This window comes from Pantoea sp. CFCC18177 (assembly GCF_059412425.1).
Map to the genome: position 1 here is coordinate 145,165 of NZ_JBNBPL010000008.1, position 25,514 is coordinate 170,678.

Annotated in this window: 26 protein-coding genes; 11 read left to right on the forward strand and 15 right to left on the reverse strand. The window is 51.0% G+C overall.

Annotation, left to right across the window (positions count from 1 at the left end; translation table 11 throughout):
- Nucleotides 1-108: 108 nt before the first annotated feature.
- The 4 genes from ACPUC8_RS10725 to ACPUC8_RS10740 all read right to left on the reverse strand — a co-directional run bounded on the left by ACPUC8_RS10725 (nt 109) and on the right by ACPUC8_RS10740 (nt 2,862).
- Nucleotides 109-870 carry an SDR family NAD(P)-dependent oxidoreductase gene (locus tag ACPUC8_RS10725; protein ID WP_494926237.1) on the reverse strand — a complete coding sequence of 254 codons (762 nt, stop codon included), beginning with the start codon at nt 868-870 and terminating at the stop codon, nt 109-111.
- 125 nt (nt 871-995) lie between these two features.
- Entirely contained in the window at nt 996-1,223 is a 228-nt protein-coding gene (locus tag ACPUC8_RS10730; protein WP_494926238.1) for a tautomerase family protein, read from the reverse strand.
- Between the two features lie 162 nt (nt 1,224-1,385).
- Complete coding sequence (locus tag ACPUC8_RS10735; protein WP_494926239.1) at nt 1,386-2,453, reverse strand: PQQ-dependent sugar dehydrogenase; 1,068 nt, start codon at nt 2,451-2,453, stop codon at nt 1,386-1,388.
- 34 nt (nt 2,454-2,487) lie between these two features.
- Nucleotides 2,488-2,862: a DUF2255 family protein gene (locus tag ACPUC8_RS10740; RefSeq protein WP_494926240.1), complete on the reverse strand. Its 375-nt coding sequence runs from the start codon at nt 2,860-2,862 to the stop codon at nt 2,488-2,490.
- Nucleotides 2,863-3,107: 245 nt separating this feature from the next.
- Here ACPUC8_RS10740 and ACPUC8_RS10745 point away from each other — a divergent pair, with 245 nt between their 5' ends.
- A complete protein-coding gene (locus ACPUC8_RS10745; RefSeq protein ID WP_265908981.1) occupies nt 3,108-4,001 on the forward strand; it encodes a LysR family transcriptional regulator in 894 nt (297 codons plus the stop codon).
- A 37-nt stretch (nt 4,002-4,038) separates the two neighbouring features.
- Here ACPUC8_RS10745 and ACPUC8_RS10750 read toward each other — a convergent pair whose 3' ends face one another.
- The 3 genes from ACPUC8_RS10750 to ACPUC8_RS10760 form a co-directional block, all read right to left on the reverse strand.
- Nucleotides 4,039-4,821: a carboxymuconolactone decarboxylase family protein gene (locus tag ACPUC8_RS10750; protein ID WP_494926241.1), complete on the reverse strand. Its 783-nt coding sequence runs from the start codon at nt 4,819-4,821 to the stop codon at nt 4,039-4,041.
- Between the two features lie 10 nt (nt 4,822-4,831).
- On the reverse strand, nt 4,832-5,353 hold the full coding sequence (locus ACPUC8_RS10755) for a (R)-mandelonitrile lyase (RefSeq protein ID WP_494926242.1): 522 nt from the start codon (nt 5,351-5,353) through the stop codon (nt 4,832-4,834).
- Nucleotides 5,354-5,471: 118 nt separating this feature from the next.
- Entirely contained in the window at nt 5,472-5,999 is a 528-nt protein-coding gene (locus ACPUC8_RS10760; protein WP_494926243.1) for a DUF2255 family protein, read from the reverse strand.
- Between the two features lie 404 nt (nt 6,000-6,403).
- Here ACPUC8_RS10760 and ACPUC8_RS10765 point away from each other — a divergent pair, with 404 nt between their 5' ends.
- Nucleotides 6,404-7,741 carry an NTP/NDP exchange transporter gene (locus ACPUC8_RS10765; protein ID WP_494926244.1) on the forward strand — a complete coding sequence of 446 codons (1,338 nt, stop codon included), beginning with the start codon at nt 6,404-6,406 and terminating at the stop codon, nt 7,739-7,741.
- A 28-nt stretch (nt 7,742-7,769) separates the two neighbouring features.
- Complete coding sequence (locus tag ACPUC8_RS10770) at nt 7,770-8,717, forward strand: SDR family NAD(P)-dependent oxidoreductase (RefSeq protein WP_494926245.1); 948 nt, start codon at nt 7,770-7,772, stop codon at nt 8,715-8,717.
- A 5-nt stretch (nt 8,718-8,722) separates the two neighbouring features.
- Here the strand turns inward: ACPUC8_RS10770 and ACPUC8_RS10775 are convergent, their stop codons facing one another.
- Nucleotides 8,723-9,619, reverse strand: coding sequence for a LysR family transcriptional regulator (locus ACPUC8_RS10775; RefSeq protein ID WP_494926246.1), 897 nt, complete (start codon nt 9,617-9,619; stop codon nt 8,723-8,725).
- Nucleotides 9,620-9,751: 132 nt separating this feature from the next.
- Between ACPUC8_RS10775 and ACPUC8_RS10780 the strand changes: the two genes are divergently transcribed.
- Genes ACPUC8_RS10780 through ACPUC8_RS10790 form a run of 3 tightly spaced genes read left to right on the forward strand, consistent with a single transcriptional unit; the run spans nt 9,752 to nt 12,708 of the window.
- Nucleotides 9,752-10,945 (forward strand): MFS transporter, encoded by a 1,194-nt coding sequence (locus ACPUC8_RS10780; protein ID WP_494926247.1) that lies wholly within the window; start codon nt 9,752-9,754, stop codon nt 10,943-10,945.
- 19 nt (nt 10,946-10,964) lie between these two features.
- The gene (locus ACPUC8_RS10785; protein ID WP_494926248.1) at nt 10,965-11,708 is read left to right on the forward strand and encodes an SDR family oxidoreductase; all 744 of its coding nucleotides are present in this window, start codon (nt 10,965-10,967) and stop codon (nt 11,706-11,708) included.
- A gap of 37 nt (nt 11,709-11,745) precedes the next feature.
- Nucleotides 11,746-12,708 (forward strand): aldo/keto reductase, encoded by a 963-nt coding sequence (locus ACPUC8_RS10790; RefSeq protein ID WP_494926249.1) that lies wholly within the window; start codon nt 11,746-11,748, stop codon nt 12,706-12,708.
- Between the two features lie 190 nt (nt 12,709-12,898).
- Here ACPUC8_RS10790 and ACPUC8_RS10795 read toward each other — a convergent pair whose 3' ends face one another.
- The 4 genes from ACPUC8_RS10795 to ACPUC8_RS10810 all read right to left on the reverse strand — a co-directional run bounded on the left by ACPUC8_RS10795 (nt 12,899) and on the right by ACPUC8_RS10810 (nt 15,703).
- Nucleotides 12,899-13,501 carry a site-specific integrase gene (locus ACPUC8_RS10795; protein ID WP_494926250.1) on the reverse strand — a complete coding sequence of 201 codons (603 nt, stop codon included), beginning with the start codon at nt 13,499-13,501 and terminating at the stop codon, nt 12,899-12,901.
- Between the two features lie 109 nt (nt 13,502-13,610).
- A complete protein-coding gene (arsC, locus tag ACPUC8_RS10800; protein ID WP_494926251.1) occupies nt 13,611-14,036 on the reverse strand; it encodes a glutaredoxin-dependent arsenate reductase in 426 nt (141 codons plus the stop codon).
- Between the two features lie 12 nt (nt 14,037-14,048).
- Nucleotides 14,049-15,338: an arsenic transporter gene (locus tag ACPUC8_RS10805; protein ID WP_494926252.1), complete on the reverse strand. Its 1,290-nt coding sequence runs from the start codon at nt 15,336-15,338 to the stop codon at nt 14,049-14,051.
- 44 nt (nt 15,339-15,382) lie between these two features.
- A complete protein-coding gene (locus ACPUC8_RS10810; RefSeq protein ID WP_494926253.1) occupies nt 15,383-15,703 on the reverse strand; it encodes a transcriptional regulator in 321 nt (106 codons plus the stop codon).
- Nucleotides 15,704-15,788: 85 nt separating this feature from the next.
- Here ACPUC8_RS10810 and arsH point away from each other — a divergent pair, with 85 nt between their 5' ends.
- On the forward strand, nt 15,789-16,487 hold the full coding sequence (gene arsH, locus ACPUC8_RS10815) for an arsenical resistance protein ArsH (RefSeq protein WP_494926254.1): 699 nt from the start codon (nt 15,789-15,791) through the stop codon (nt 16,485-16,487).
- A gap of 404 nt (nt 16,488-16,891) precedes the next feature.
- Here the strand turns inward: arsH and ACPUC8_RS10820 are convergent, their stop codons facing one another.
- A complete protein-coding gene (locus tag ACPUC8_RS10820; protein WP_494926255.1) occupies nt 16,892-19,264 on the reverse strand; it encodes a membrane-bound PQQ-dependent dehydrogenase, glucose/quinate/shikimate family in 2,373 nt (790 codons plus the stop codon).
- 402 nt (nt 19,265-19,666) lie between these two features.
- A complete protein-coding gene (gene cynR, locus ACPUC8_RS10825) occupies nt 19,667-20,569 on the reverse strand; it encodes a transcriptional regulator CynR (RefSeq protein WP_494926314.1) in 903 nt (300 codons plus the stop codon).
- Between the two features lie 116 nt (nt 20,570-20,685).
- On the opposite strand from cynR, the gene ACPUC8_RS10830 reads away from it, so the two are divergent.
- Complete coding sequence (locus tag ACPUC8_RS10830) at nt 20,686-21,150, forward strand: nucleoside deaminase (RefSeq protein WP_494926256.1); 465 nt, start codon at nt 20,686-20,688, stop codon at nt 21,148-21,150.
- Between the two features lie 46 nt (nt 21,151-21,196).
- Here the strand turns inward: ACPUC8_RS10830 and ACPUC8_RS10835 are convergent, their stop codons facing one another.
- Nucleotides 21,197-22,597 carry an aminotransferase-like domain-containing protein gene (locus tag ACPUC8_RS10835; protein WP_494926257.1) on the reverse strand — a complete coding sequence of 467 codons (1,401 nt, stop codon included), beginning with the start codon at nt 22,595-22,597 and terminating at the stop codon, nt 21,197-21,199.
- 362 nt (nt 22,598-22,959) lie between these two features.
- Here ACPUC8_RS10835 and ACPUC8_RS10840 point away from each other — a divergent pair, with 362 nt between their 5' ends.
- The 3 genes from ACPUC8_RS10840 to ACPUC8_RS10850 are packed head-to-tail and all read left to right on the forward strand — an operon-like array spanning nt 22,960 to nt 25,511.
- Nucleotides 22,960-23,442: an MSMEG_0572/Sll0783 family nitrogen starvation response protein gene (locus ACPUC8_RS10840; protein WP_039326963.1), complete on the forward strand. Its 483-nt coding sequence runs from the start codon at nt 22,960-22,962 to the stop codon at nt 23,440-23,442.
- A 13-nt stretch (nt 23,443-23,455) separates the two neighbouring features.
- Nucleotides 23,456-24,442: a Nit6803 family nitrilase gene (locus ACPUC8_RS10845; protein ID WP_494926258.1), complete on the forward strand. Its 987-nt coding sequence runs from the start codon at nt 23,456-23,458 to the stop codon at nt 24,440-24,442.
- Nucleotides 24,402-25,511, forward strand: coding sequence for an MSMEG_0568 family radical SAM protein (locus ACPUC8_RS10850; RefSeq protein WP_494926259.1), 1,110 nt, complete (start codon nt 24,402-24,404; stop codon nt 25,509-25,511). The genes ACPUC8_RS10845 and ACPUC8_RS10850 overlap by 41 nt, the downstream gene beginning before the upstream one ends.
- Nucleotides 25,512-25,514 lie beyond the last annotated feature (3 nt).

The following is a 25,514-nucleotide window of genomic DNA, read 5'->3' on the forward strand; positions in this document are numbered from 1 at the left end:
ACGTTACAAGCAGGTGTTAAATCGAACCATTCGCCTCCAAAATGCGAAGACTCTTATAAAAAGAGAAAATGGGGCTCATCCCATAATTGAGACAAGCCCCGAGGGTATTTAACGGACGGTATAGCCACCATCAACAGGTAGTGCATGGCCAATGACAAAAGTAGAGGCTGGGCTGCACAACCAAAGTACGGCATCAGCAATTTCTTCAGCGCGGCCCAGACGCTTAATGGGTACATCTTTCATGAGTTCAGCCATCGCTTCAGGTTGGCTTTCCAGCATGCCAGACACCATCGGCGTATCAATAATGCCAGGACAGATAGCGTTAACGCGGATGTTTTGCGGGGCATATTCCAGACCGGCGCTTTTGGTTAATCCCACAACGCCATGCTTTGATGCATGGTAAATGCCACGTTCTGCAATACCAACCAAACCGCCAAGCGAAGAGTTATTAACGATTGCGCCACTTCCTTGCTTCTTCATCTGAATCAATTCATATTTCATACAGTTCCAGATGCCGCGCAGATTTATATCCATAACGAAATCATAATCTTCAGGATCGGCGATGGCCGTTTCAGCGACGGGACTTTGCACGCCCGCATTATTAAATGCCGCATCTATGCGTCCAAATGTGGATACAGCCTGATCAATCATGGCTTTGACCTCATCAATGTTCGCAACGTTGCAGCGGATACCAATCGTACTGTAGCCTGCCGCATTGAGTTCAGCTGCTGCGTTTATAACGGCCTCTTCATTCACATCTACCATGACGACTGATGCACCTGATGCTGCGAAGGCCTTGGATGCGGCAAGACCCATTCCAGATGCTGCACCAGTAACCAGTGCAACTTGATCTTTGAATGAAAAACTCATGTTTTGTTTCCTCTTTATGACGTACAGGAGATCACCAGCGCAAATTAATTAATATGCGCTGGTGCTATACGAAATTTGGTAATATTCAGAGTGTTAAATAATAATCCCGAGCATGGCAGATTTAATCAAAGAGGGTCATAGCCGGGTTTTTTATAGAGATTATCAGGTTTACCTATAATCTCAGGCTTGTAAACATCCTCAACCCATTTTTCCTTTAAAATATCCTCGATAGACAAAGAAATGAATTCTTCGCTGATACTCAATGATTTACTCAGGGTATCCGTCAACGCCTCGGCAATCATTTTTTTGTTCTCTTCAGACTGACCAACAATCTTGACAATTATATGGGGCATAAATAACTCCCTGGTTAATTGCTACGCTTTTAATGGCCTGCCAATTAGGCCATCGAATAGAGTCAATCTTAACATTACGCGCAGGCTGTGATTACCAACTCTGGATGGGATGGAATTATGAGGAATTCTCATTACTGAAAACCATCTTCGCGTACTCAATCATTATTTCAGTGTTAACTTCAGTAACTTGTCTGCAGACGGGCCTTCAGAGCGGGGTGAACGATTGGTAGTAATCACATAGATTGCGGTATCTGTGGCCAGCACATCACGTAAACGATCGCCCGAACTAAAGATTTGCCTGAGATTCTTTTGCTGGTTATCAAAAACATACAATCCTCTCGCACCCAGAGCAGCAACTAACAGATTGTTGCCTGCGAACGTTGCACCTGAAGGAGCCCAGGTTTGCGAGCCAGAATTAAGCCAAGCGGTTTTCATACCTGCACGTCTTTCATCACCCTGAATGACTGGCCAGCCGTAATTTGAACTGGGAGTAATAATGTTCACTTCATCATGCGCTATCTGACCATGTTCAGTGGCAAACAGCTCTCCACGTTGATTCCATGCTAATCCCTGAGGATTACGATGCCCCCAGCTGTAAATCAATGAACCGGCAATCGGGTTATCCTGCGGAACCTTACCATCCAGTGTCATTCGTAACACTTTGCCTGCCAGACTTTGCATATCTTGTGGGCGGTCTTCGTTTTCAGTCCACCCTGTCGTGGCATAAAGGTAACCATCTGGTCCAATGGCAATACGCCCACCGTTATAGAGACGATGGCCAGGAATACCCGAAAGAATGACTTTCGTTTCCTGCCATTGTTTCCCATCAAAATGCACCTCGATGATTTTATTGGTCAGCCCAGTATTGCTGCGGTAGGTGTGATAAAGCCAGGCATTGCCACTCTGGGCAAAGTCTTTTGCCAGCGCCATCCCCATCAGCCCGCCGCCACCTTCATTAACAATCGGGTCTGATGTTTTAACGGCATAGCGTTGAAATTGACCATGATGCAGCATCACGATGTTTCCGGCTGCTTCCGTAATGATGAGCTGATCGCTTGCTGCCTCGATATCCCATGGGTAGTTAAGCTGATCGCTAACAACCTCAACGTTCCAGTCTTGCTGGCGAACTGACTGAAGGCGTTCATCGATGTGATCTTCCGTTGTGGCCTCTGCTAACGGTGCGAGTAAGGCAGTCGCAGAGAACGACAGGGCAAGGAGTAATCCTTTCATCTATTTTCCCCATTACATATAAAACACCGTGTCGTTACTTAATCGCTGGATTGATGAGAACCGTCGCTTCCCGCGTGCGATTGCTTATCATCGGGCTGAGATATTGGCTGTTTTTATATTTTTTACGGTAGGCATCATCAATCTTATCGTTGATATCACCACTGACAGTTTCGAAAGTGACATCCCGGCTTTCACCCGCAGCAACAATTTGTCCCGCCTTTTGCTTCACTGCAGATTGGTACCATCGCGAACCTACGCCGTTATAAGCACGCACATATAAAGCACCTTCAACTTCCACACACCAGATCCAGGTCGGTGTTCCCAGGGTTTTACCATCAGCTCTCAACGGTGAAATGTGCAGATCATCCGCCTCGATAATATTGTTAAGTTCCTCACTGGACCACGGCATAAAAATCCCTCGTCAATGCAATAAGTAATAAAAATCCCTCCGTTTAAACGGAGGGTAAATACCTACAGAAAGCATGAATAAAGACTCAATTAACATAGCGTGATTATGGATTGCTGATTAGGCGGAACTCATGAATAGAGTCATGAGGAAATGTCATTAATCGATTTTTCAATGCCTAGCAGATTCATAGACACTCTTTAAAAACTATAGTTAAATCAGTTCCAACCAGTACAGGAGCGAATAACATGGCCCGAGACAACCTCAATGATTTAGTGGCATTCGTCACTGTCGCACGAGAACAGAGTTTTACCCGCGCAGCAGCGCAGTTGGGGGTATCTCAGTCTGCACTCAGCCATACCATGCGTTCGCTTGAAACCAAAATGGGTGTGCGATTGTTAACACGCACGACACGTAGCGTTTCACCCACTGAAATCGGTGAACAGTTGCTGGCAAGCCTTGCACCTAAGTTTGATGACATCTACAGCGAACTGGCGGCTCTTCACGATAAAAAAGAGCATCCTGCAGGGACCATTCGAATTTCTGCCACCGATTTCGCCATCGAAACTATTCTCTGGCCAAAATTATCGCCACTGATGCGCAAGTATCCCGATATCAATATTGAGTTCGTTAATGATTACGGCCTCACCGATATTGTGGAAAAACGCTATGACGCCGGTGTACGTTTGGGCGGGCAGTTAGCGAGCGGAATGATTTCGGCGCGAATTGGCCCAGATATGCGCTTTATCGTCGTGGGTTCGCCGGACTATTTTTCGGGTAAAACGCTGCCAACGTCACCGCAGGAACTTCTTAAGCACCAGTGCATAAACCTGCGACTTCCGGTACATGGTGGCTTCTACGTGTGGGAATTTGAGAAAGATGGCCGGGAAGTAACGGCACGCGTTGATGGACAGATTATTTTTCACAGCATCTTTCAAATTGTCAAAGCGGCTGTGGCGGGCTTCGGCTTAGGCCATGTACCAGAGGAACTTGCTGAACCCTATATAAAATCTGGCGAGTTAGTCCAGGTCATGGAAGAGTGGACTCCCTATTGGGAGGGGTTGCACATCTACTATCCTAACCGTCGCGGTTCTTCAAAAGCCTTCTCACTGGTCATTGAAGCGCTTCGCTATCGAAATTAATCAGGCTGGCTGTGTAGTCAACAAAGCCAGCCTGTGATTAGCTGTTACGCGATTCGAAAACCTTTTTTACCACAGGTAATGCTGAAAAGACCTTCGGCCAACCGGCGTAGAATGCCAGCTGCGTCAGCATTTCGGATGCCTGGCTCTGTGTCAGACCATTATTCATGGCTCGATTGAGATGGTATCCGATTTGCTCAACCTGGCCACTGGCAATTAAGGCACTGACAGTGACCAAGCTGCGATCTCTTGGTGCGAGATCAGGACGTCGCCACAAATCGCCAAACACCGCCTTCTCAGTAAATTCCACGGTTCCTGAAGAAACGTTATTAAAGCTATTAGCAACCTGAGTAGATCGCGCCTGTTCAACTTTTTGATCGACCGGCTGCAGTGTGACATCGGCTTGAGGTAACTGCGCTCGCGTTATGCCGCGTTGGGCGAAAACAGTGCGAGTAATTTCAGCGGCGGAGGTCGCACTTGCCCAGCCGCTGTAATAGGCCAGATGAGCTATGATTTCGGAAATTTCACCCGGTTTAACCCCATTATCTAACGCCAGGTTTATATGGTAAGGCAGTTCTACCCGATCATTGCGCGCGATGAGCGCTGCGATAGTGACGATGCTGCGATCGCGTGGGCTAAGCTGAGGTCGTTTCCATAGATCATCATCCACATACTTTTGCGTGTAATTCTCTAAAGCTGGGGATGCTTGACCTAAATCAGCTAATGAGGGGGAAGCAGATACGGATTGATTTTTTGACGCTGATTGCACACAGCCACTTAACAATATTGCCAATGAGATCATAGTTAAAGTGCGGGTTCGCATAGTTAAATCCTTATGATTCATTGTTATATTGCTGAGCTGAAACCTTTTCCATCCACTCAACATTTTTTCCCTCAGGCGTGCCTTCCTGAATCGCCAGATGTGACATACCTGTCGTAGCGGTCGCGCCATGCCAGTGCTTCACGCCCGGCGGACAATGGATAATGTCTCCAGCATGGACCGTTTTCCTTTCCCCGCCCCATTCCTGTGTCCAGCCCGATCCTGAGGTGATCACCAATGTCTGGCCTAATGGATGAGTGTGCCAGGCGCTGCGGGCGCCAGGTTCAAAATTGACATGTCCCACGGTGGTACGAGCGGGAGATTGTGGCTGAGTGAAAAGAGGTTCAACGCGCACTGTACCGGTAAAATTTGCTTCAGCTCCGGTAATCCAAGGTCGGCTACCGTTTTTACTGATGCTCACTTTCTCTTTAATGGGCTCGGCAGAAAGCGCGTGAGAAATATCGCTATTATCTGCCATGACAGAAAAGCTGGTAGCAAGCGTCAGCATAATTGATGCAGAGGTTATTCTGGACATAATTATCTCCTGATAATAAACAGACTGTATTGAAATGCTAATGGATTTAATTGCTCATTTTTCTAATTATTAAATAAACGCAAATTTAAAATTATAATTTATTCTTAATGAATCTAATTTAGCTATCTGTATTTAATGGGATGACTCTGATCGTGGCATTTCTGGAATCACCCGTTATCATATGATTCAGATAACTACTTCCCTGGTATTTTGCTTTATAGGCGTTGTCGATTTGTGTATTGATATCGCCATCTACAGATTCAAACCTGACTTCTTTAGTCATGCCTGCAGCAACAATTTTACCTGCCTTTTCTCGCAAAGCTGCCTGGTACCAACTTGAGCGTTGGCCGTTGTATGCCCTAACGTAAAGGTTGCCATCAACTTCTACACACCATATCCATGTGGGAGTGCCATATGTTTTCCCGTCTTCACGAAAAGGCGCGATATGCAGATCATCCGCTTTTATTATTTGGCTCAGCTCATTCTGGCCCCATTGCGCTGCCGGTAAGCTTGCATCTCGCACACTCAGCGTTTGAACGGAATTAGGTGGCGTTGTAGCGGAAGTTGCAGCATGGCCTAGCGATGATATTGTAATAAAACCAAAAAAAAGGATGGATACGTTAAATGATTTATTAGTGGGTCGCATATTTTCTCCGCAGCTTTTCCGTCATCTCACATAAAGACGTGAATATTGACAACCTGATTTTATTTTAAATTAGGTTAATCATGAGGGGGAAAGTTGAGAATATAGCAACTTTGTAGGTGGCACTATGGCGAAAAATTAAATACTACTATGAGAGATTTTCATTAATCAAGAATTGAATCTTCTTTACAGTTTATGACGCAAAAAGACAATGATTGCAATTATATCACTGCAAACAGTTCTATCTATGACCTATATCCAACGCTGAATTTATGAGTTTCTCTCATGGCTGTATCCAATAAAATGCAATTGAAAAGGCAGATTGTGATGCGTAGTTTGAATGAAAATAAGTGTCGTGTATGAAAGTTTGTATCCCGACAGGGATAGCTCATTTCTCTGGGGAAAACATGAATAGACTCTCCGACAAAAGCAAGATTATAAACTGGCCAATTGAACTCCTCCTCAGCACACTGAACATAAGCCATATAAACAAAAAAGAGATAAAACTTTTGTTATGGGCTTGGGTCTATATTTTCTCACTGTTTCTTTCTTATTACATTTTACGTCCAATAAGAGATGAGCTGGGTGTGGCTGGCGGTGTTAAAAATCTCCCATGGCTGTTTACCGGGACACTGCTGGCTATGCTGATAGTAAATCCCATCTTTTCATATTTAGTCAAACGCTGTAGCCGTGAACGTTTTATCAAACTTACCTATCGTTTTTTCTCGTTCAATTTATTGCTATTTCTTGCGGCGTTGCAGTTTTCATCAACCGAGCAAAACGTCTGGATTGGCCGGGTGTTTTTTATCTGGGTATCCGTATTTAATCTTTTCGTCGTCTCGGTATTTTGGTCTTTTGTCGTCGATATCTTCAATTCCGAGCAGGGAAAACGACTCTTCGGTTTTCTAACTGCAGGCGCAACAATCGGTGGCATTGCAGGTTCATCACTGACTTCCAGCATGGTTGATGGAATCGGTCAAAATGGCCTGTTGTTGATTGCGATGGTGTTGATTGAATGTTCGGTTTTTGCTTCGCAGCGCTTGGCAAACGTACATCAGCGCCAGGGTAAAGAAGTTGGTACTCTCCCGGATGATCAGAAACCGATCGGTGGGGGAATTTTCACCGGCATGGCGCATACTTTTCGATCACCTTATCTGTTTTCGATTGCTTTATTTATCTTCTTTTATTCAACAACATCTACCATCCTTTATTTTCATCAAGCCAGTATTGCTGAGTCTGCTTTCAGCGACCGTAACAGCCGAACCGCGTTTTTTGCCAATATCGACTTCTGGGTGAATGTATTCACGCTACTATTCCAATTGCTGTTAACGGGCAGAATACTGGGCTGGCTGGGTGTTGCTTTTACACTATGCGCATTACCACTGATTACCACGCTTGGGTTTGCCGCATTAATTGGCTATCCCACCATTGCCATATTTGTCGCAGTGCAGGTTGCAAGGCGAGTCAGCAATTTTTCTCTGGCAAGACCGGCCCGCGAGATACTGTTTACCTCTGTCACGCGTGAAGACCGTTACAAGACTAAAAATTTCATTGATACCTTTGTCTATCGCGCGGGCGATCAATTGGCTAGCTGGACCTACGCTGGATTCATTGCCGCAGGCTTAAGCTTGAGTGGGATTGCTGTGGTTGCTGTGCCGGTAAGTTGCCTGTGGCTGATTCTGAGTATTTGGTTAGGTCGTAAGCATGAAAAATGGGGTGATGTTCCCATTAAGAGCAACACATGAATATTGTTCCCTACTGCTAAGGAGAACCATGATGGCAGCTAATTTCATTAACGGCATCGAACGAACATCATTGAACCCGTCCCTCAGCCGTCGACAGATAGTGAACCGGTTACTGTCTTTGAGCATTCTTTCCAGTGTGTATCCACTCAATGCTCTGGCGGCAGTTACCGCTGATACCACCGCTCCTACGCAAGCCAAAAAGCGTGTGCTAATCACCGGCTCATCGAGCGGATTGGGATTTATGGCAGCCAATATGCTGGCAAAACAGGGGCATCTCGTCACTGTACATGGCCGTTCAGCACAGCGTACGCAGGAGATCTTTTTAAAAATCCCCGAGGCTGAAAGCAGTGTTTATGGTGATTTTTCCAGTCTTCAGCAGGTCAGATCATTGGCTGAGCAGGCCAACAAACTGGGTCGATTTGATGCGGTGATCCACAACGCAGCAATAGGAACCAGAGAATCTAACCTGAAAAAAAGCGCTGACGGATACCCCGAGGTGTTTGCGATTAACACGCTTGCACCCTATGTGCTGACTGCACTTATGCAAAAGCCTGGGCGGTTGATTTACATGAGTTCCAGCATGCAATTTGGCGTCGACGGCAACGAAGCTTTAGACGATTTACTCTGGCAAAAGCGCCAATGGCAGGGCTATACGGCTTACAGTGAGAGCAAATTCTTCGACTCAGTATTGGCGTTTAGCGTTGCGAGATTATGGCCCGAGGTTTTCTCAAATACTGTTGATCCCGGTTGGGTTCCCACTCGTATGGGGGGAAGTGGTGCGCCTGACGATCTTCATCAAGGGTATCTCACGCAAAGCTGGCTAGCAGTGAGTGATGAGCCTGCGGCAACCGTCTCAGGCCATCATTTCCATCACATGCAGCAGCATCAAACCAATCCCGATGCACTAAACCAGGCGATACAGGCCCAGTTCCTGGCGCGCTGCGAAGAACTTAGCGGGGTAAAAATGCCATCCTGAGAGCGTTAGCTAATTGGTAAACGCAATGCATCAAGGACCAGTTGAAACGCTGGCAGGGCGTGTCGGCGACTAGGGTAATAGAGGTGATAACCAGGAACATATGGACACCACTCTTCAAGCACAGTAACTAACTGACCTGATTCGATGTAAGGCTGCAAAAGATCTTCCGGCGCAAAGGCTAATGCATAACCCTCAATTGCTGCAGTAAGCATCTGCGGAGAAGTATTGAAGATCATCTGCCCGGAGACCTGAACGTTGAGGCTTTTACCCTCGTGAGCAAATTCCCATGCGTATAAACCGCCATGGGTGGCAAGACGAAGGTTGGCGCAATTATGGGATATCAGCTCGTGAGGCGTTTTTGGTGCAGGATGGCGGCTGAAATAATCTGGAGAGCCTACAACAAGCATTCTGAAATCGGGCGAAATTCGCATGGCAATCATGTCATTGGCAATTTGACTTCCGTTCCTGACACCCGCATCAAATCGCTCTGTCACGATGTTAATTAACCCATACTCGATATTTATCTCAATATTGATTTCAGGATATTCCCGCAATAATGGGGCCAACTTCGGCCATAAAATTGTCTTCGCAGGATGGTCATGTGCGCTAATACGGATGGTTCCTGATGGCTTTTCGCGCAGCTCGGTTAATGCCGCGAGCTCAGCCTGAATGCCTGAATAATAGGGGGCAAGATTAGAGAGTAGCCTTTCCCCCGCTTCAGTGGGAGCGGCACCACGCGTCGTTCGGGTTAACAGACGCATCCCCAGACTTTCTTCCAGCCCGTTAATGCTGTGGCTAACGGCTGACTGAGAAATGCCTAATTCTGCCGCCGCTTTGGTGAAGCTTTTTTCACGGGCGACAACGATGAATACCGACAATGCGTTGTAATTAATCGATGTCATTATGAATTTACCTCATACTAGTAATCAAAGTATGCCACTTCTGAGATGACTGTGCATTCTTTACACTCTGTTTTGATTTTCAATCCTTTTCTGCATCGTTTGTCGTTGTTGAAATCATCAGAGATGTTATTTATGAGTCAAACCTCAGCCCTGGAAGAAACTCGGGAAGCCTCAGTAAAGGCCCAATGGAGCGCAGTTTTTTCACTTTCATTTAGCGTGATTTGTCTGGTTACCGCAGAGTTACTGCCAATCAGCCTTCTGACACCTATCGCATCAGCACTTAACGTTACAGAAGGAATGGCAGGCCAGGCCGTCACGGCAACGTCAATCGTAGGCACCATCGCCAGCCTGTTCATCGCTGCCGCCACGCGTCGGCTCGATCGTCGCCATGTACTGATGATGTTTAGCCTGTTTTTCATTGCCTCAAACGTGCTGGTAAGCCTCTCAACGCACTACAGCACGCTGATTGCCGGTCGCGTATTGCTGGGCGTTGCACTCGGTGGCTTTTGGTCAATGGCCGCGGCGATTGCCATGCGTCTGGTGCCTGTCTCTAAAATTCCGCGCGCGCTTTCGATCATTTTTGGTGGTGTTTCGATTGCGATGGCTATTGCTGCTCCACTTGGCACCTGGTTGGGTGGTTTGATTGGCTGGCGCGGTGTATTTGGCGTAACGGCAATCCTGGGGCTGATCGGCATCTTGTGGCAGTGGCGTGTGTTACCTGAGATGAAACCTAACAGTCAGTCAACTCTGGCGGCGCTGTTTGGCTTGTTGAAAAGGCCGCAATTTGGGGCGGGTATCCTCGGAATGGCGATGGTCTTCGGCGGGCACTTTGCCTTCTTCACTTACCTGCGTCCATATCTTGAGCATGCCATAGGCTTTGGCGTGAATGGCGTATCAACACTGCTGTTTTGCTTTGGCGTAGCGAACATTGTCGGCACCTCCTTCGCAGGACAGATGCTGCGTTACAGCCTACGTTTAACACTCACACTGGTTCCCTTAGTGATGGCGCTGATGGCTGTTGCACTTGTCTATGTCGGGCAATCGGCGATTGGCGTTTCAGTCTTAGTGGTGCTTTGGGGATTCCTGTTCGGGGCTGTACCTGTCGCTTGGTCAACATGGGTGACACGAACCGTTTCCGATGAAGCCGAAAGCGGCGGCGGATTACAAGTTGCAGCGATTCAATTCGCCATCACCTTAGGTGCTGGACTTGGCGGCATTCTCATTGATCACTCAGGCCCATACGGTGCAGTCATTGGCAGTGCTGTCACGCTGCTCATTGCTGCGCTTTTAATTATGAGCCGGGTTCGCCCACAACCGATCCACTAACCCTTCTTCAGGAGTCGTTATGCAGAACAACATTACGGGAAAAGTTATTGTCATTACCGGCGCAAGCAGTGGCTTGGGTGAAGCTACTGCTCGCCTTCTGGCAAGCCAGGGCGCAAAAATCGTACTGGCAGCCCGACGCGCCGACCGCATTAATGCGCTTGCGCAGGAGCTAGTTGAGTCTGGCGCACACGCCATCGCCGTGACAACCGACGTTGCTAAACGCAGCGATGTTGAAAATCTGGTCGGCGTGACAATTAAGACTTTTGGCCAGATTGACGTGATGATTAACAACGCCGGTGTGATGCCACTCTCTCTGATTGAAAAACTTCAGATAGAAGAGTGGGAGCAGATGGTTGATATCAACCTTAAGGGTGTATTGTATGGTGTTGCCGCTGCACTGCCTCATATGCAGTCGCGGAAAAGCGGCCAGTTCATCAATGTCGCTTCAACTGCTGGTCATCGCGTAATGCCCACGTCCTCAATCTATTCGGCAACCAAATATGCTGTGCGCGCATTTTCTGAGGGATTGCGTCAGGAAGTTACGCCACACAATATACGCGTCACCATCATCTCACCAGGGGCGTCGGCCACAGAGTTGACCACGCACGTCAGTGATAAAGAAATCGCAGACAATTTGAAAGCCAGCGCTGATTTCGCTCTGCCAGCCAGCGCGTTCGCCAATATGGTTTCTTTTGCTATTAGTCAGCCGGAAGAAGTAGACGTGAACGAAATTTTGTTCCGTCCAACCCGACAAGAGAAGTAAGCGCTTCCGTCTGAAATCATTTGATTGAGGTATGATCATGCAATTTAGAAAACTGCGAGAGCTCGATGTTTCGGCTATCGGTCTCGGCTGCATGGGATTCAGCCATGGCTATGGTCCAGCGCCTGAACGTGGAGAATCGATCCGCCTGATCCGCCGTGCCTATGATATGGGCTGTAATTTTTTTGATACCGCAGAAGGTTATGGCAAAGGCGATAATGAACTAATTGTTGGCGAAGCACTCAAGCCGCTACGCCAGCAAGCGATACTGGCGACTAAGCTTCACATCCCAAATAACTACGATAAATCACTCAAGGCAGTGATTACCGCACATCTTGATGCTTCGTTGCAGAGGTTACAAACCGACTATGTTGATCTCTATTATCAACATCGTGTGAATAAAAGCATTCCTGTAGAGGACGTCGCAGAGTGCATGGGCGAATTGGTCAAAGAGGGTAAAATTCGCGGTTGGGGCCAATCCCAGGCCACCGAACATGAGATACGCCGCGCCCATGCCGTGACACCGTTAACCGCGATTCAGAGTGAATACTCCATCATGGAGAGAATGTTCGAAGAAGATGTGATCCCGGCTTGCGCTGAGCTAAGCATTGGTTTCGTCCCTTTCTCTCCTTTGGCAAGTGGATTCCTGAGTGGTAAACATAATGCACAAAGCCAGTTTACAGGCGATGATGTGCGCAAAGGCATTACCCGTTACAGCAAAGAAAATATTGAGGCCAATCAGCCATTACTTGATTTGCTAAATCAATTCGCTCGTAAAAAACAGGCCACAGCCGCTCAGATTTCGCTGGCGTGGATGCTGCATAAACATGATTTCATTGTCCCGATTCCTGGCATGCGCAGCGAAGCACGTTTTCGCGAAAACTTTGGTGCGGCAGACGTTGCACTGACTGTGCCTGAGTTTGAACAGATCGAGGAAGCGCTAGCACAGATCCAAATTCACGGTAATCGTACCGACGAAGATATTGCGAAGTTATATCGATAGCAGATTAGTCCGGTGTTAGAAATAGACGCAATTAGCATTAAAAATAACCACACCGGTACCGAATGCGGTTCCGGTGAGAATCACCATGCCACTATGGTAATTGCTAAATTACATCATCATTCACATTGATGATTACGATAGTAGGAGTGTCTGCTCTTGGCACAGGGCTGTTGTCGCAGCCCTGACAGCCTTAGACTTTAATCGATTCAGATATCTCCAGCGCATCATCAACTTCAATGCCCAGATACCGAACTGTACTTTCCAGTTTCTTATGGCCCAAGAGGAGTTGGATCACTCTGAGATTCTTGGTTTTCTTGTAGATCAGGTAAGGTTTTGTTCTTCGCATGGAATGCGTGCTGTAAAGCGAATCTTCGAGACCAAGCTTTGCGACCCACCCATGAAAAATTCGGTTGTATTGCCGGGTTGATATGTGTTGATTAATACCGACCCGAGACCGGAACAAGAAGTCTTTACTGTGCAAATTGCCAAGCTTAATCAATGCAGCAACAGATTCTCTCGTCCCTTTAGTTATCTCAAATTGGACAGGGCTACCGATTTTCTGTTGTAACACCGTTGCTCTGCTTGAAACAGAACTACCATATGCAACATCAGATACCTTGAGTTTTACCAGATCACAGCCTCGTAGCTTACTGTCCAAGGCCATATTGAATAGAGCCAAATCGCGCGTTTTACCTTCCAGTTCAAGTCTGATTCGGATTCCCCAAATATGAGATATCTGAAGTGGTCTTTTTTGGCCGATGAGACGGTTTTTGTTCCACGGTGATGTGTTCATACTCAAAATCTCCTGCAATGTGGGTGATCTAAGTATGGCTGTCCCTCATGAGCGAAGAGCGGACGCTGGTATATAGCAAACGAGCGCCCGTTAATATTAAACAGAAAGTTTACTTAACCCGCTTCCCCGTTTCGTCAATGACCTTTTCGCCATCTTCTTTGGTAAAAGAGCCTTTCTGACTTTCAGGTAGAATATCCAGCACCATTTCGGAGGGGCGGCAAAGACGTGTGCCGAGCGGTGTTACTACAACCGGCCGATTAATTAGGATCGGATACTGAAGCATAAAATCAATTAACTGTTTATCAGAAAATTTGTCCTCTTCAAGACCCAGCAGCTCATAAGGTTCGACATTCTTACGCAGCAATGCACGTACTGAAATATCCATATCTGAAATCAGTTTGATAAGTTCATCACGAGTTGGGGGCGTATCGAGATAATAAATAATGCTTGGTTCGTTACCGCTGTTACGGATCATCTCCAGCGTGTTACGTGAGGTGCCACAGGCAGGGTTGTGATAGATGGTAATGTTGCTCATATCAGTATCTCATTACAAAGTGACAGAGAGACGCCACGCCAGCGCGGCCAGAGTGACAAACAGCACCGGCACAGTCATGACAATGCCGGTACGGAAGTAATATCCCCAGGTGATCTTCATATTTTTCTGGGCAAGCACATGCAGCCACAGCAGGGTTGCAAGACTGCCAATCGGGGTGATTTTCGGGCCTAGATCGCAGCCAATCACATTGGCATAAATCATTGCCTCTTTGACGACGCCAGTCGCCGTACTTCCTTCAATCGACAGCGCACCAATCAGCACCGTCGGCATATTGTTCATCACTGATGAGAGAAATGCCGTCAAGAAGCCGGTGCCGAACGTCGCTGCCCATAACCCCTTGTCTGCCAGCAGATTCAGCACGCCAGACAGGTACTCCGTGAGCCCTGCATTGCGCAGGCCATAGACCACGAGGTACATGCCCAGCGAGAAAATAACGATCTGCCATGGCGCACCGCGCAGGACTTTCCCGGTGTTGATGGAATGACCTCTTTTCGCCACCACAAACAGCACTGCTGCGCCAGCCGCCGCTATCGCACTGACCGGGACCCCCAGCGGCTCCAGAACAAAGAAACCGACAAGCAGCAATAACAGGACAATCCAGCCCGCCCTGAAGGTTGCCGGATCCTTGATCGCACTGGTAGGCTTCTTCAACAGCGAAACGTCATATGTTGCCGGAATATCCCTGCGGAAGAAGAGATGCAGCATGATCAGCGTGGCCGCAATCGCTGCCGCATCCACGGGGATCATAACGGAGGCGTACTGCATAAAGCCCAGACCGAAGAAGTCCGCCGAGACGATATTCACCAGGTTAGAAACAATGAGAGGAAGGCTGGCTGTATCTGCAATAAATCCTGCTGCCATGACAAAGGCCAGTGTCGTGCCCTGGCTGAACCCCAGTGCGAGCAGCATCGCAATCACAATTGGCGTCAGGATTAGCGCGGCGCCGTCGTTGGCAAACAACGCAGCAACAGCGGCACCGAGCAAGACTATCCAGGTGAACAGTAGGCGACCACGTCCGTTACCCCAGCGGGAGACGTGCAGTGCGGCCCATTCAAAGAAGCCGGACTCATCGAGCAGCAGGCTGATGATGATGACCGCAATAAATGCCGCTGTCGCGTTCCAAACGATACTCCAGACAATGGGAATATCAGCGATATGGATGACACCGGTCCCAAGAGCCAGCACTGCCCCGATACTCGCGCTCCAGCCAATACTCAGACCTCTGGGTTGCCAGATCACCAGTACCAGCGTCAGTAAATATATACTCCCTGCCAAAAGCATCTCAGACTCCATCATATATGATTATGTAAATATGTTATCCTGCCTCAGCAGGAGGTGCTGGCTGATTTATCCAGCCATTCACGCACATCCTCCCGCATACATTGCCAGGACGTTGTGATTGTCTCAGCTGCCCACGCCGGTATGTGGGGTGACAGACGATAGTGGATCCATTTGCCTTCACGACGGTCAAGAACCAGCCCGGCATCGCGAAGGATAGCCATATGTCGCGAGATTTTGGGCTGCGATTCAGAGGTGGCCGCGCAGATATCGCAGACGCACAGTTCACCGGACTCCCGGAGAAGCATGACGATGGCAAGCCGTGTTTCATCCGACAAGATTTTGAAAAACTGAACAGGTTGTAGCATTTATCACTCCGTTCCCTTTAGAATACACATATGCTAAATCATATGTATTGATTTTGAAATCACCTGTTCTCTCCGGAGGAGAAAAATGGAACAATTTCCTGCCCTGAACACAGAATGCTTTGATCAACACATCGCGGAACGCCTCCACCTGCAGGAACCGCCACGGATTCTGATCCTGTATGGCTCAGTAAGAGAGCGATCCTACAGCCGTTTTGCCGCGGAAGAAGCTGGTCGCCTGCTGACGGAGATGGGCGCGGAGGTAAAACTCTTTAACCCCACCGGTTTACCCCTGCCGGATGATGCGCCGGACACGCACCCTAAAGTGACCGAGCTACGCGGTCTGGTCAGATGGTGTGACGGGATGGTGTGGAGTTCTCCGGAACGGCACGGGGCTATGAGCGCAGTTATGAAGGCGCAGATTGACTGGATACCCTTAAGTGAAGGCGCGGTTCGTCCTTCGCAGGGCAAAACACTTGCGGTAATGCAGGTCTGCGGCGGTTCTCAGTCCTTCAATGCAGTGAACCAGATGCGTATTCTGGGCCGCTGGATGCGGATGTTTACGATCCCCAACCAGTCCTCCGTAGCCAAGGCATGGCAAGAATTCGACGAAAACGGACGAATGAAACCTTCGTCATGGTATGACCGCATCGTCGATGTAGCTGAGGAGCTGTTTAAAATCACACTGCTGCTTAAGGGACAAACCGGTTATCTTGCGGATCGTTACAGCGAGCGAAAAGAGAGCCATCAGGAGCTTTCATCCCGTGTCAATCAGGACAAAATATAACGTCTGTTCTTCGTGAATCTCTACTGCATGGGCTTAACAACGTCCGCTGTTGGCACAGGCTGTGTGAAAACTGTTTTGGTCGCTTAATCTGCATAAAACAAGGGTTGAAACAGCGCTCATACGTAAAATTTGGCTCAGCTAACCTGTCGATTTATTCCAGATTTTGCGTAGATGCGCGCACTTCAGTTTTAGGTCACAGTTTTCACACAGCCTGGGCACACAGCAGTCGTTCAGATTTAAGGCCATACGCCAACTCAATCTGACAGGCAGATTGCGTCAGCGATGGTCAAGTTATCTGCAAGTGGTCGCCAAGTAAAATGCCAATAGGTCGTCAAGCCAGATGCAAATACGCAGGCAAAAAAAACCGGGTTAACGTCAGTTAACCCGGTTGTCCTATTCAGCGTTTATGGCAGCGCATAAGCGATGACGTCATCGCCACGGTTGTCATTGGTGCCGGTGCGGGTTGCACCGCCCGCGACCACCACCACATACTGCTTACCGTCCTCACCCATGTACGTCATCGGTGCGCCTTGTCCACCCACAGGCAGACGGCCGCGCCACAACTCTTTACCGGTGTTGTTATCCAGGGCACGCACGTAGTAGTCGAGTGAACCGTGGAAGAAGGTCAGTCCACCTTTGGTCACCAGCGGGCCGCCCATGGTTGGCATACCTAAAGGAATATCCAGACCCGGTGCCACACCGTGAATTGGCGCATCCTTGATGGTGCCCAGCGGGACCTGCCAGCGGGTTTTGCCGCTTGCCAGATCGATCGCCGTCATCGAACCAAATGGCGGTTTAAAGCAAGGAACACCCAGCGGAGAGATAAACATGCCGCGCTCCACGCCCCACGGTGTACCCAACTGCTCGGAATACTCCCCTTCGGTGGTCGCTTGCAGACCGCGCGCATCGGCATCTTCACGTTTGATAAACTGGCCCCACTGCGCCATGCGAATATCGTTCACGATCAGCGTACCGGTTGAGGCATCAATTGCACCGCCACCCCAGTTAAAGCCACCGTAATAGCCCGGATAAATCAGCGTACGCTGTTTGTCAGAGAGCGGCGTGAACTCGCCTTCCCAACGCATTTTCTTAAACTGAATACGGCAATACAGCTGGTCGAAAATCGATGCGCCCCACATATCAGACTCTTTCAGTGCTTCGGTACCCACTGAGATCGCCGAGTAAGGCTGAGTTTCTGCCACACGCATGCCCGGCATGGCGTCGGTCGAGACTTTACGATTTTCCACCGGGATCACTGGCTTGCCATCGCGACGGTCCAGCACGAACACTTGTCCACGCTTGGTCAGCTGAATCAGGACCGGCGTGATGCTGCCGTCTTTGCCTGGCATATCGTAGAGAATCGGCTGCGATGACACATCGTAGTCAAACTGATCCTGGTTGGCGGTACGGAAATGCCAGACCTCTTTACCGGTTTTCAGCTCAACGGCGACCACCGAGTCGTTGTATTCGTCAGAGTAGCTGTGACGGTTGCCGGTCCAGAAATCAGGGGTCTGGTTGCCGGTCGGGAAGTAAGCGATACCCAGCTTGGCGTCATAGGCGGCGGTACCCCAGAAGTTCGGGGTTTCAATCGCGTAGTTCTGGCCTTCAGGCAGCGGGCTGCTGTCTTTCGCACCGCGTGAGGCATCCCAGGCCCACAGCAGTTGACCGGTACGGGCATCATAGCCACGCACCACACCCGAGGCTTCGCCGGTGGTGAGGTTGTCATTAAGCTTGCCACCCACCATGATCACCCCGTCTGCCACCAGCGGAGCAGAGGTCAGATAGTAGGAGCCATGCGCGGTAGGGCCAAGGCCGTTCAGCAGGTTCACGAAACCGTTGCTGCCAAAGCTTTTATCCAGCTTGCCGGTTTCGGCATCCAGCGAGAAGATACGACCATCCACAGTGGTGCTGATGATGCGTTTATTGCCGGCAATGGCAGGCTGCGCGTCACTTTGCGCAGCAGGCGCTAACTCGGTGTAGGCCACGCCACGGCAGCGTTTCCAGCTCTTGTTGCCCGAGGTCTCTTCAATCTGTGGGTCGAAGCGCCATTTCTCTTTACCACTGACCGGGTCCAGCGCAATCACTTTGTTCAGCGGCGTACACAGGTACATGGTGTTGTCCACTTTCAGCGGCGTCACCTGATATTCAGCACCGTTAATCGCCAGATCGCCGGTGTGATAAGTCCAGGCCACTTTCAGGTCTTTCACGTTAGTGGTATTGATCTGATTGAACTGCGCAAAGCGCTGACCGCCGGTATTGCGTCCCCATGCTGCCCAGTCATTACCGCTGTTGTCGGCGGCTTTTTCATCCAGTACGGGCAAGGCTTCACCGCTGGCTTCCACCACCGGATGGATGCGGAACATACTGGCAAAAATCGCCACAATACTAAGTGCGAGTACCGCAGAAAGGGTTGCGGAGCGTTTGCATGAGAGAACCGGTAATTGACTGCTGTTCAGCAGTTTTGCGGCGCTCAGCGTGACAATCAGCGCCACCACCAGGAAGGTCACGGTACGCGGAACCAACTGCCAGAAATCCATGCCGACTTCACCGAACGCCCAGATCAGGTTGACGGCGAGGAGTGCCCAGGCCACATACAGTGCCCAGCTTTTATGGCGGATCAGGCCAACACCACTGGCCGCAATCACCAGCCCAGCAGGCAAGTAGAACCAGGAACCGCCCAGCGTAATGAGATAGATTCCGCCTGCGCCAAGGGCCAGCCCCAGCAGCAGCAATACAATACCCACCAGGGTAACCACAATATTTCTACCGTTATTCATGCGAGATATTATCCATATTTAAATAAGTCCTTTTCAGGAAGTTCAATAAAGTGACTTATGCTCATCAATACTATTTATATTTATAATGTCATGTTTTAAAACAATATTTTATGTCTGACACCTCCGTAAGCTGACACCTCGATTACCCCGCAGGCAGTCCAGTAAACGGCCTCAAAAACCACAAAAGCCAGCCTCACGTGCGCACACATGCTCTGAAAATGTTTCGGGTTTGTGACGGGTGTCAAATGTTGCTGGAGTTTGCAACCGTTGGCAAAACATGTCAATTACTTGTAATGATAATTGTTATCATTTTTTGACGGGGTATTGGGCGGCCAGGCTGTGCATCAATCCCATAATAAGGGATTGATTATTGGGAAAGTGGAGGAGATGCAGAGGAGAGCTTTAGCATTTTTCCTTTGAGTCGCCCCATCCAGCTTTCAACATCTCATTCAGCAAAGTTTTAAACGCCTGCGTAGCCGCATGGATGGAACCTTGCCGCATCAGCAGCACGCCAGTGCGTTCTGCAAACGCGGGTTCGATTTTCAACGCAATCAGTGTGGCATGCCGACGCGCTAAGGTATCCGGTAACAGCGCCGCCAGCGGGGCATGTTCAATCAATTCCAGCACCACTCCCAGAGTGTTCGATTCCGCCACAATGCTCGGTGCGACACCTTGCTGATGCAAGTGATGATCAATCTCCGTTCGGGTGGTAAATCCGGTATTCAGTAACACCAGTGGCAACGCGTCTAAATCGGCGAGGATCAGTGAACTCCGTTTTGCCAGGGGATGATTGTTGTTGACCACCAAAGAGAGCGCTTCCTGCATCAGAGAGATGCGCTGCAAATCCACGGAGTGTTCGCCCGCGTATCCCAGCCCCACATCCAGTTCATCAGCGATCAGTTGCTGCTCAATTTTGTCCTGTGTCGCCTCATTTATCGCCAGATGAATACCAGGCCAGCGCGCCCTGAACTCGGCCATCAAGGGCCCAACCAGCCACGGCGTGTAAGTGGGGGTGACCCCCAGCCGCAGTGTACCGCGCTGCAAATCCTGCACATCATGGATGGCCCGTTTCCCCGCCTCTAAATCTTTCATCGCCTGCGTGGCATAACGCTGGTACACGCGCCCTGCATCCGTTAAGCGAATGGTGCGCGCGCTGCGGTCAAACAGTTGCACATCCAGCGCCTGCTCCAGCAACTTAATTTGTTGTGACAGGGCCGGTTGAGACACATGTAACGCCTCTGCCGCACGGGTGAAACTGCCGCACTCCGCGACGGCGAGGAAATAGTGGATATAACGCAGGATCATCATACAACCTATAATTTCAGATTATAGGTTTGATAATAAATGAGACTTTTTACTTATCAAGGATCGGGGGTAGCCTTTTCACATCGACACTCGTCGTGAAAACAACAGGAGGCAGTATGAATTTCGTGAAACGCACCATCGACCTGGCGATGAAAAACGTAGAAGAGGGCGGACGCCCGTTTGCCACGGTGATCGTACGTGGTGATGAGGTGATCGCAGAAAGCGCCAACCAAGTGGCGCAGACCACCGATCCCACCGCGCATGCGGAAATTCTCGCGGTGCGTGAAGCCTGCCGCAAGCTGGGCACGGAAAACCTCAGTGATTGCGATATCTACATTTTGGCCAGTCCCTGCCCGATGTGTTTAGGGGCGCTCTATTACTGCAGCCCGCGCAAGGTGGTTTACATCACCACGCGTGAAGAGTACGTGCCGTATTATCGTGATGACCGAAAATATTTCGAGCTGGAAACGTTTTACGCGGAGTATGCTAAACCGATCGCGCAGCGCCGCCTCCCGATGATTCATCAGGCGGATCCTCAGGCGATTGAGGTATATAAGCGTTGGCAGGCGTTGAATAAATAGCTTCTGCAAACGCCGTCAGGAGCTGCACAGAGGCGGCTATAACGCTTCACAGCACAATACTGTGATAGTGCTCGGGATGCTCAAGTACGTGCGCAATGGTCTGCAAGTTCTCCGCGCAGACCGCACGCGACCAGGCGCCGCCGAGGCAAATACGCAGCGCATCCGGTGGATTGTTATCGGTGCAAAATGCCGCGCTGGAGACAGCGCTGACGCCCAGCTCACGCAGTTTGACCGCCACTTCGGCCGGGTTCCAGTTCAGATGACGCGGCAGCAACAGCCACAGATGAAAGCCCTGAGGCGACGCCTTCACCGTGAATGCTCTCAGTATATCGGCGGCCAGTTTTTGCCGGATGCCCGCTTCGGTGCGGATGGATTGCAGCACGCGATCGGCAGTACCGTCCTGAATCCACTGGGTAGCCAGCGCATTGGTGATCGGGCTCGCCATCACATTCAGCGCACGCAGCGCACCGGCTAACAGCTGCGTATTACGCTTGCCCGGCCCTTTGATAAAAGCGGTGCGCAGACCAGGGCCAAAGCATTTCGACATGCCGGTGATGTACCACGTCAGCTCGGGGATCAGCTCGCTGAACGAGGCAATATGCTCGGTCATCAGCGCGGCATAGGCCTCATCTTCAATCACCGGGATGCTGTAGCGGGCGGCGACATCCGCCAGCGCTTCACGCCGCCGCAGCGGCAGCGTCAGGGTGGTAGGGTTCTGTAAGGTAGGATTGATATACAGCGCACTCACCTGGCTGGTCTGGCACTGCTGTTCAAAAGCGCGGGGCAGCGGACCGTCTTCATCACAGGGCAAGGATTGCAGGGTGATGTTGAGCTGGCTGGCGATGGCTTTAAGCCCTGGATAGATCAGATCGCTGACGCAAACGCAGCCGCCTTTGCGGCACAGCAGTGTCAATAACCCCACCAACGCACTATGAATGCCGGGCGCAATCAATACTTCTTCGATATTCACTTTGGGTAGCTGTTTCTCCAGCCACACTTTTGCCATCGCTTTGTCGTCAGCCTGCCCGCCGAAGTCCTGATAGCGCAGCAAACCAAGGATGTTTTTCTGCGCAAACAGATTCATCGCCCCTTCACTGATCGCCTGCGCCAGCTCTTCGCCCGGCTCAATCGGTGAGTTCATGGTCATCTCATAACTGCTGCCGCCACTCAATGGCACGGCCGGCACTTTGCCGCGAATAAAGCTGCCCAGGCCAGGGCGGGAGTCAATCAATCCCCGCCGTTTTGCCTCGGCGTAACCGCGCGTCACGGTGGTGTAGTTGAGTGACAGCGATACGGCGAGATCGCGCAGCGGCGGCAGGCGGTCGCGCGGCTGAAATTCACCGCTGTTAATGCCGTCCGCAATGATATCTGCAATCAGCAGATAGGCCGGGCGCGGCGTGTGTTGGTTCTGATGGGTACCCCAGCGGCTGGAGAGTTTGGTCAGCATGGCAGCCTCAGATTGAGCAGATTTCGTTCACTATGCCGTGGGATGTCATGACCTGCAATCACCAATCCTATTGATTGCATCATTGATTGCATGATGATTTCATATGTGTGCTTTATTGGTGCATTTTGGCATCAATTTAGTGCATTTCGCGACATGTAGCCCTCTTCGAATGCGACGGTTCAACCGCGTGACTGTCCCATTAGAAATTTTTTAGCGCACAAAGTGAGCAGTTGATGGGATCTTGATTGCATCGGGTCGATCGGCGGCTGGCACGCCCTTTGCTCCTGTTTAAGGGCATCACCTGCGGATGTGCCATCACGGGGAGCCAGACTCCCTCAGACCCTGAACAGGAGAACAGTGCTATGCCGAAAATCACATTACCTGCCCATCAGACCGGCGATTTCTTTGTCGATTATGAAGAGAAAGTGTTTGAAGACGTGAAAGCGGAGCCGGGCCAGAAAGCGCTGGTGACTTTCCACACCGTGGCATTTGAGGGATCGATTGGCCTGGTCAACATGCTGCAGGCCACTCGCCTGCAACGCAAAGGTTTTGAAACCTCCATTCTGCTGTACGGGCCGGGTGTGCTGCTCGGCGTGCAGCGTGGCTATCCCACTATCGGCGCGGAAGCCTTTCCTGGCCATCAGAACTACGCCAATCAACTGACCAAGTTTATGGGTGAGGGCGGCAAAGTGTTTGCCTGTCGCTTCGCCTTACAGGCGCTGTATGGCCACGGTGAGCCATCACTGGTGGAGGGTATCCGCCCGATTAATCCGCTGGATGTGCTGGATCTTAAGCTGCTGCACGTGCGTGACAACGCGGTGATCATTGATACCTGGACAATGTAAGCGGAGGCGCACCATGGCTGGATCACGCATCATTCGTGCGGCCGCCGCCCAGATTGCCCCCGACCTGCACGAGGCCAGCAAGACGCTGGCCAGGGTGTTGGAGGCCATCGACGAAGCCGCAGAGCAGGGCGCAGAAATCATCGTGTTTCCCGAGACCTTTGTGCCCTATTACCCCTATTTCTCGTTTATCACCCCGGCGATGACGGCGGGCGCGGCCCATCTGCAACTCTACGATCAGGCCGTGGTGGTGCCGGGGCCGATTACCCACGCGGTAGGCGAACGGGCGCGTTTGCGCAAAATAGTGGTGGTATTGGGCGTCAACGAGCGCGATCGCGGCACGCTCTACAACACGCAACTGGTGTTTGACGCCAGCGGCGAACTGGTGCTGAAACGTCGCAAAATCACCCCGACGTACCATGAGCGCATGATCTGGGGCCAGGGGGATGGCGCGGGCCTGAAAGTGGTGGAGACCGCCGTTGGACGGGTGGGCGCGTTGGCCTGCTGGGAGCATTACAACCCGCTGGCGCGCTACAGCCTGATGACGCAGCACGAGGAGATCCACTGCAGCCAGTTTCCCGGCTCGCTGGTGGGGCCGATCTTCGCTGAGCAGATGGATGTCACCATCCGCCATCACGCGCTGGAATCCGGCTGCTTTGTGATTAATGCCACCGGTTGGCTGACGGAAGCGCAGATTGCGGAGCTCACTGCCGATCCTGCGTTGCAGAAGGGGCTGCGCGGAGGCTGCAACACCGCCATCATCTCACCGGAAGGGCGGCATCTGGTGCCGCCGCTGACCGAAGGGCCAGGCATCTTGATTGCCGACCTGGATATGGCGCTGATCACCAAACGTAAACGCATGATGGACTCTGTGGGGCACTATGCTCGCCCTGAACTGCTGAGTTTACGGCTTAACGACAAACCCGCCCGCTATGTCATCCCGGATACCGAAGGAGATCGCGATGCAGAACCAGCCTTCAACGCGTCAGCAACTGATCACTGAACTGCTCACCCAGGGTGTTCAGGTCATCAACCCGCAGCAGGAGCATGTCAGTCGTCACGGCGGCGCGGGTCCGTCGGATCATCAGGCGATGGACATCGACGGCGTCACCGTCATGGTGCCGATTTACACCCATTCGGCGCACCGCTCGCCGTGGCAGGTGCGGCATGAGGCGTCCGGGGCCACTCGTCTGTATAACCAGAGCATTCCGGTGCGCGAGATCAGCATCGCGCACAAGCCGCGCTTCTACGATCGCCAGACGGCGGAGGGGATCCCCTACTCGCAGATCGCCACGCTGCACGGCACCGATGTGCTGGCGACCACGGTGTTACAAACCTGCATCCGCTATGAAAATCGTGCCAAAGCCTGCCAGTTCTGCGCCATCGGGCAGTCGCTGGCGGCGGGCAGCACCATCGCCCGTAAAACCCCGCAGCAACTGGCCGAAGTGGCTAAAGCCGCGGTGGAACTGGACGGGGTAAAACATATGGTGATGACCACCGGCACCCCGTCGGGCAGCGATCGCGGTGCGCGTATCCTGGTGGAGAGTGCGGTAGCGATCAAAGCGGCTGTCGATTTGCCGTTGCAAGGCCAGTGCGAACCGCCGGGCGATCCGATGTGGTTTCAGCGCATGAAGCAGGCGGGCATTGATTCTCTGGGCATGCATCTGGAAGCGGTCACACCCAGCGTGCGCAAACGCATTATGCCGGGCAAAGCCCAGGTCAGCGTCGAGCAGTATCTGGTGGCGTTTGCCGACGCGGTTGAGGTGTTCGGTCGCGGGCAAGTCAGCACTTACATTCTTGCCGGGCTGGGCGATACGCCCGAGGCGATTTTGTCGCTGTCGGAGACGTTGATCGAACTGGGCGTCTATCCGTTTGTCGTGCCTTTTGTGCCGATCAGCGGTACACCGCTGGAGCACCATGCCGCGCCGGACAGCGCCTTTATGTCCGCTATCCTGCAACCACTGGGTCAGATGCTTAACCGCGCTAATCTGCGTTCAAAGGATATCAAAGCGGGCTGTGGTCGCTGCGGGGCGTGCTCATCCCTCTCCAGTTTTGAGCAGGCCACGGCCTGAGGA

Coding starts and splice junctions, on each gene's coding strand:
- ACPUC8_RS10770 (WP_494926245.1), top strand. CDS start 7,770: ATGATGGCAGCTAATTTCATTAACGGCATCGAACGAACATCATTGAAC.
- ACPUC8_RS10765 (WP_494926244.1), top strand. CDS start 6,404: ATGAATAGACTCTCCGACAAAAGCAAGATTATAAACTGGCCAATTGAA.
- ACPUC8_RS10810 (WP_494926253.1), bottom strand. CDS start 15,703: ATGCTACAACCTGTTCAGTTTTTCAAAATCTTGTCGGATGAAACACGG.
- ACPUC8_RS10835 (WP_494926257.1), bottom strand. CDS start 22,597: ATGCTGACCAAACTCTCCAGCCGCTGGGGTACCCATCAGAACCAACAC.
- ACPUC8_RS10845 (WP_494926258.1), top strand. CDS start 23,456: ATGGCTGGATCACGCATCATTCGTGCGGCCGCCGCCCAGATTGCCCCC.
- ACPUC8_RS10730 (WP_494926238.1), bottom strand. CDS start 1,223: ATGCCCCATATAATTGTCAAGATTGTTGGTCAGTCTGAAGAGAACAAA.
- ACPUC8_RS10830 (WP_494926256.1), top strand. CDS start 20,686: ATGAATTTCGTGAAACGCACCATCGACCTGGCGATGAAAAACGTAGAA.
- ACPUC8_RS10725 (WP_494926237.1), bottom strand. CDS start 870: ATGAGTTTTTCATTCAAAGATCAAGTTGCACTGGTTACTGGTGCAGCA.
- cynR (WP_494926314.1), bottom strand. CDS start 20,569: ATGATCCTGCGTTATATCCACTATTTCCTCGCCGTCGCGGAGTGCGGC.
- ACPUC8_RS10745 (WP_265908981.1), top strand. CDS start 3,108: ATGGCCCGAGACAACCTCAATGATTTAGTGGCATTCGTCACTGTCGCA.
- ACPUC8_RS10795 (WP_494926250.1), bottom strand. CDS start 13,501: ATGAACACATCACCGTGGAACAAAAACCGTCTCATCGGCCAAAAAAGA.
- ACPUC8_RS10790 (WP_494926249.1), top strand. CDS start 11,746: ATGCAATTTAGAAAACTGCGAGAGCTCGATGTTTCGGCTATCGGTCTC.
- ACPUC8_RS10755 (WP_494926242.1), bottom strand. CDS start 5,353: ATGTCCAGAATAACCTCTGCATCAATTATGCTGACGCTTGCTACCAGC.
- ACPUC8_RS10780 (WP_494926247.1), top strand. CDS start 9,752: ATGAGTCAAACCTCAGCCCTGGAAGAAACTCGGGAAGCCTCAGTAAAG.
- ACPUC8_RS10760 (WP_494926243.1), bottom strand. CDS start 5,999: ATGCGACCCACTAATAAATCATTTAACGTATCCATCCTTTTTTTTGGT.
- ACPUC8_RS10840 (WP_039326963.1), top strand. CDS start 22,960: ATGCCGAAAATCACATTACCTGCCCATCAGACCGGCGATTTCTTTGTC.
- ACPUC8_RS10750 (WP_494926241.1), bottom strand. CDS start 4,821: ATGCGAACCCGCACTTTAACTATGATCTCATTGGCAATATTGTTAAGT.
- ACPUC8_RS10850 (WP_494926259.1), top strand. CDS start 24,402: ATGCAGAACCAGCCTTCAACGCGTCAGCAACTGATCACTGAACTGCTC.
- ACPUC8_RS10735 (WP_494926239.1), bottom strand. CDS start 2,453: ATGAAAGGATTACTCCTTGCCCTGTCGTTCTCTGCGACTGCCTTACTC.
- ACPUC8_RS10805 (WP_494926252.1), bottom strand. CDS start 15,338: ATGCTTTTGGCAGGGAGTATATATTTACTGACGCTGGTACTGGTGATC.
- ACPUC8_RS10775 (WP_494926246.1), bottom strand. CDS start 9,619: ATGACATCGATTAATTACAACGCATTGTCGGTATTCATCGTTGTCGCC.
- arsC (WP_494926251.1), bottom strand. CDS start 14,036: ATGAGCAACATTACCATCTATCACAACCCTGCCTGTGGCACCTCACGT.
- ACPUC8_RS10820 (WP_494926255.1), bottom strand. CDS start 19,264: ATGAATAACGGTAGAAATATTGTGGTTACCCTGGTGGGTATTGTATTG.
- arsH (WP_494926254.1), top strand. CDS start 15,789: ATGGAACAATTTCCTGCCCTGAACACAGAATGCTTTGATCAACACATC.
- ACPUC8_RS10740 (WP_494926240.1), bottom strand. CDS start 2,862: ATGCCGTGGTCCAGTGAGGAACTTAACAATATTATCGAGGCGGATGAT.
- ACPUC8_RS10785 (WP_494926248.1), top strand. CDS start 10,965: ATGCAGAACAACATTACGGGAAAAGTTATTGTCATTACCGGCGCAAGC.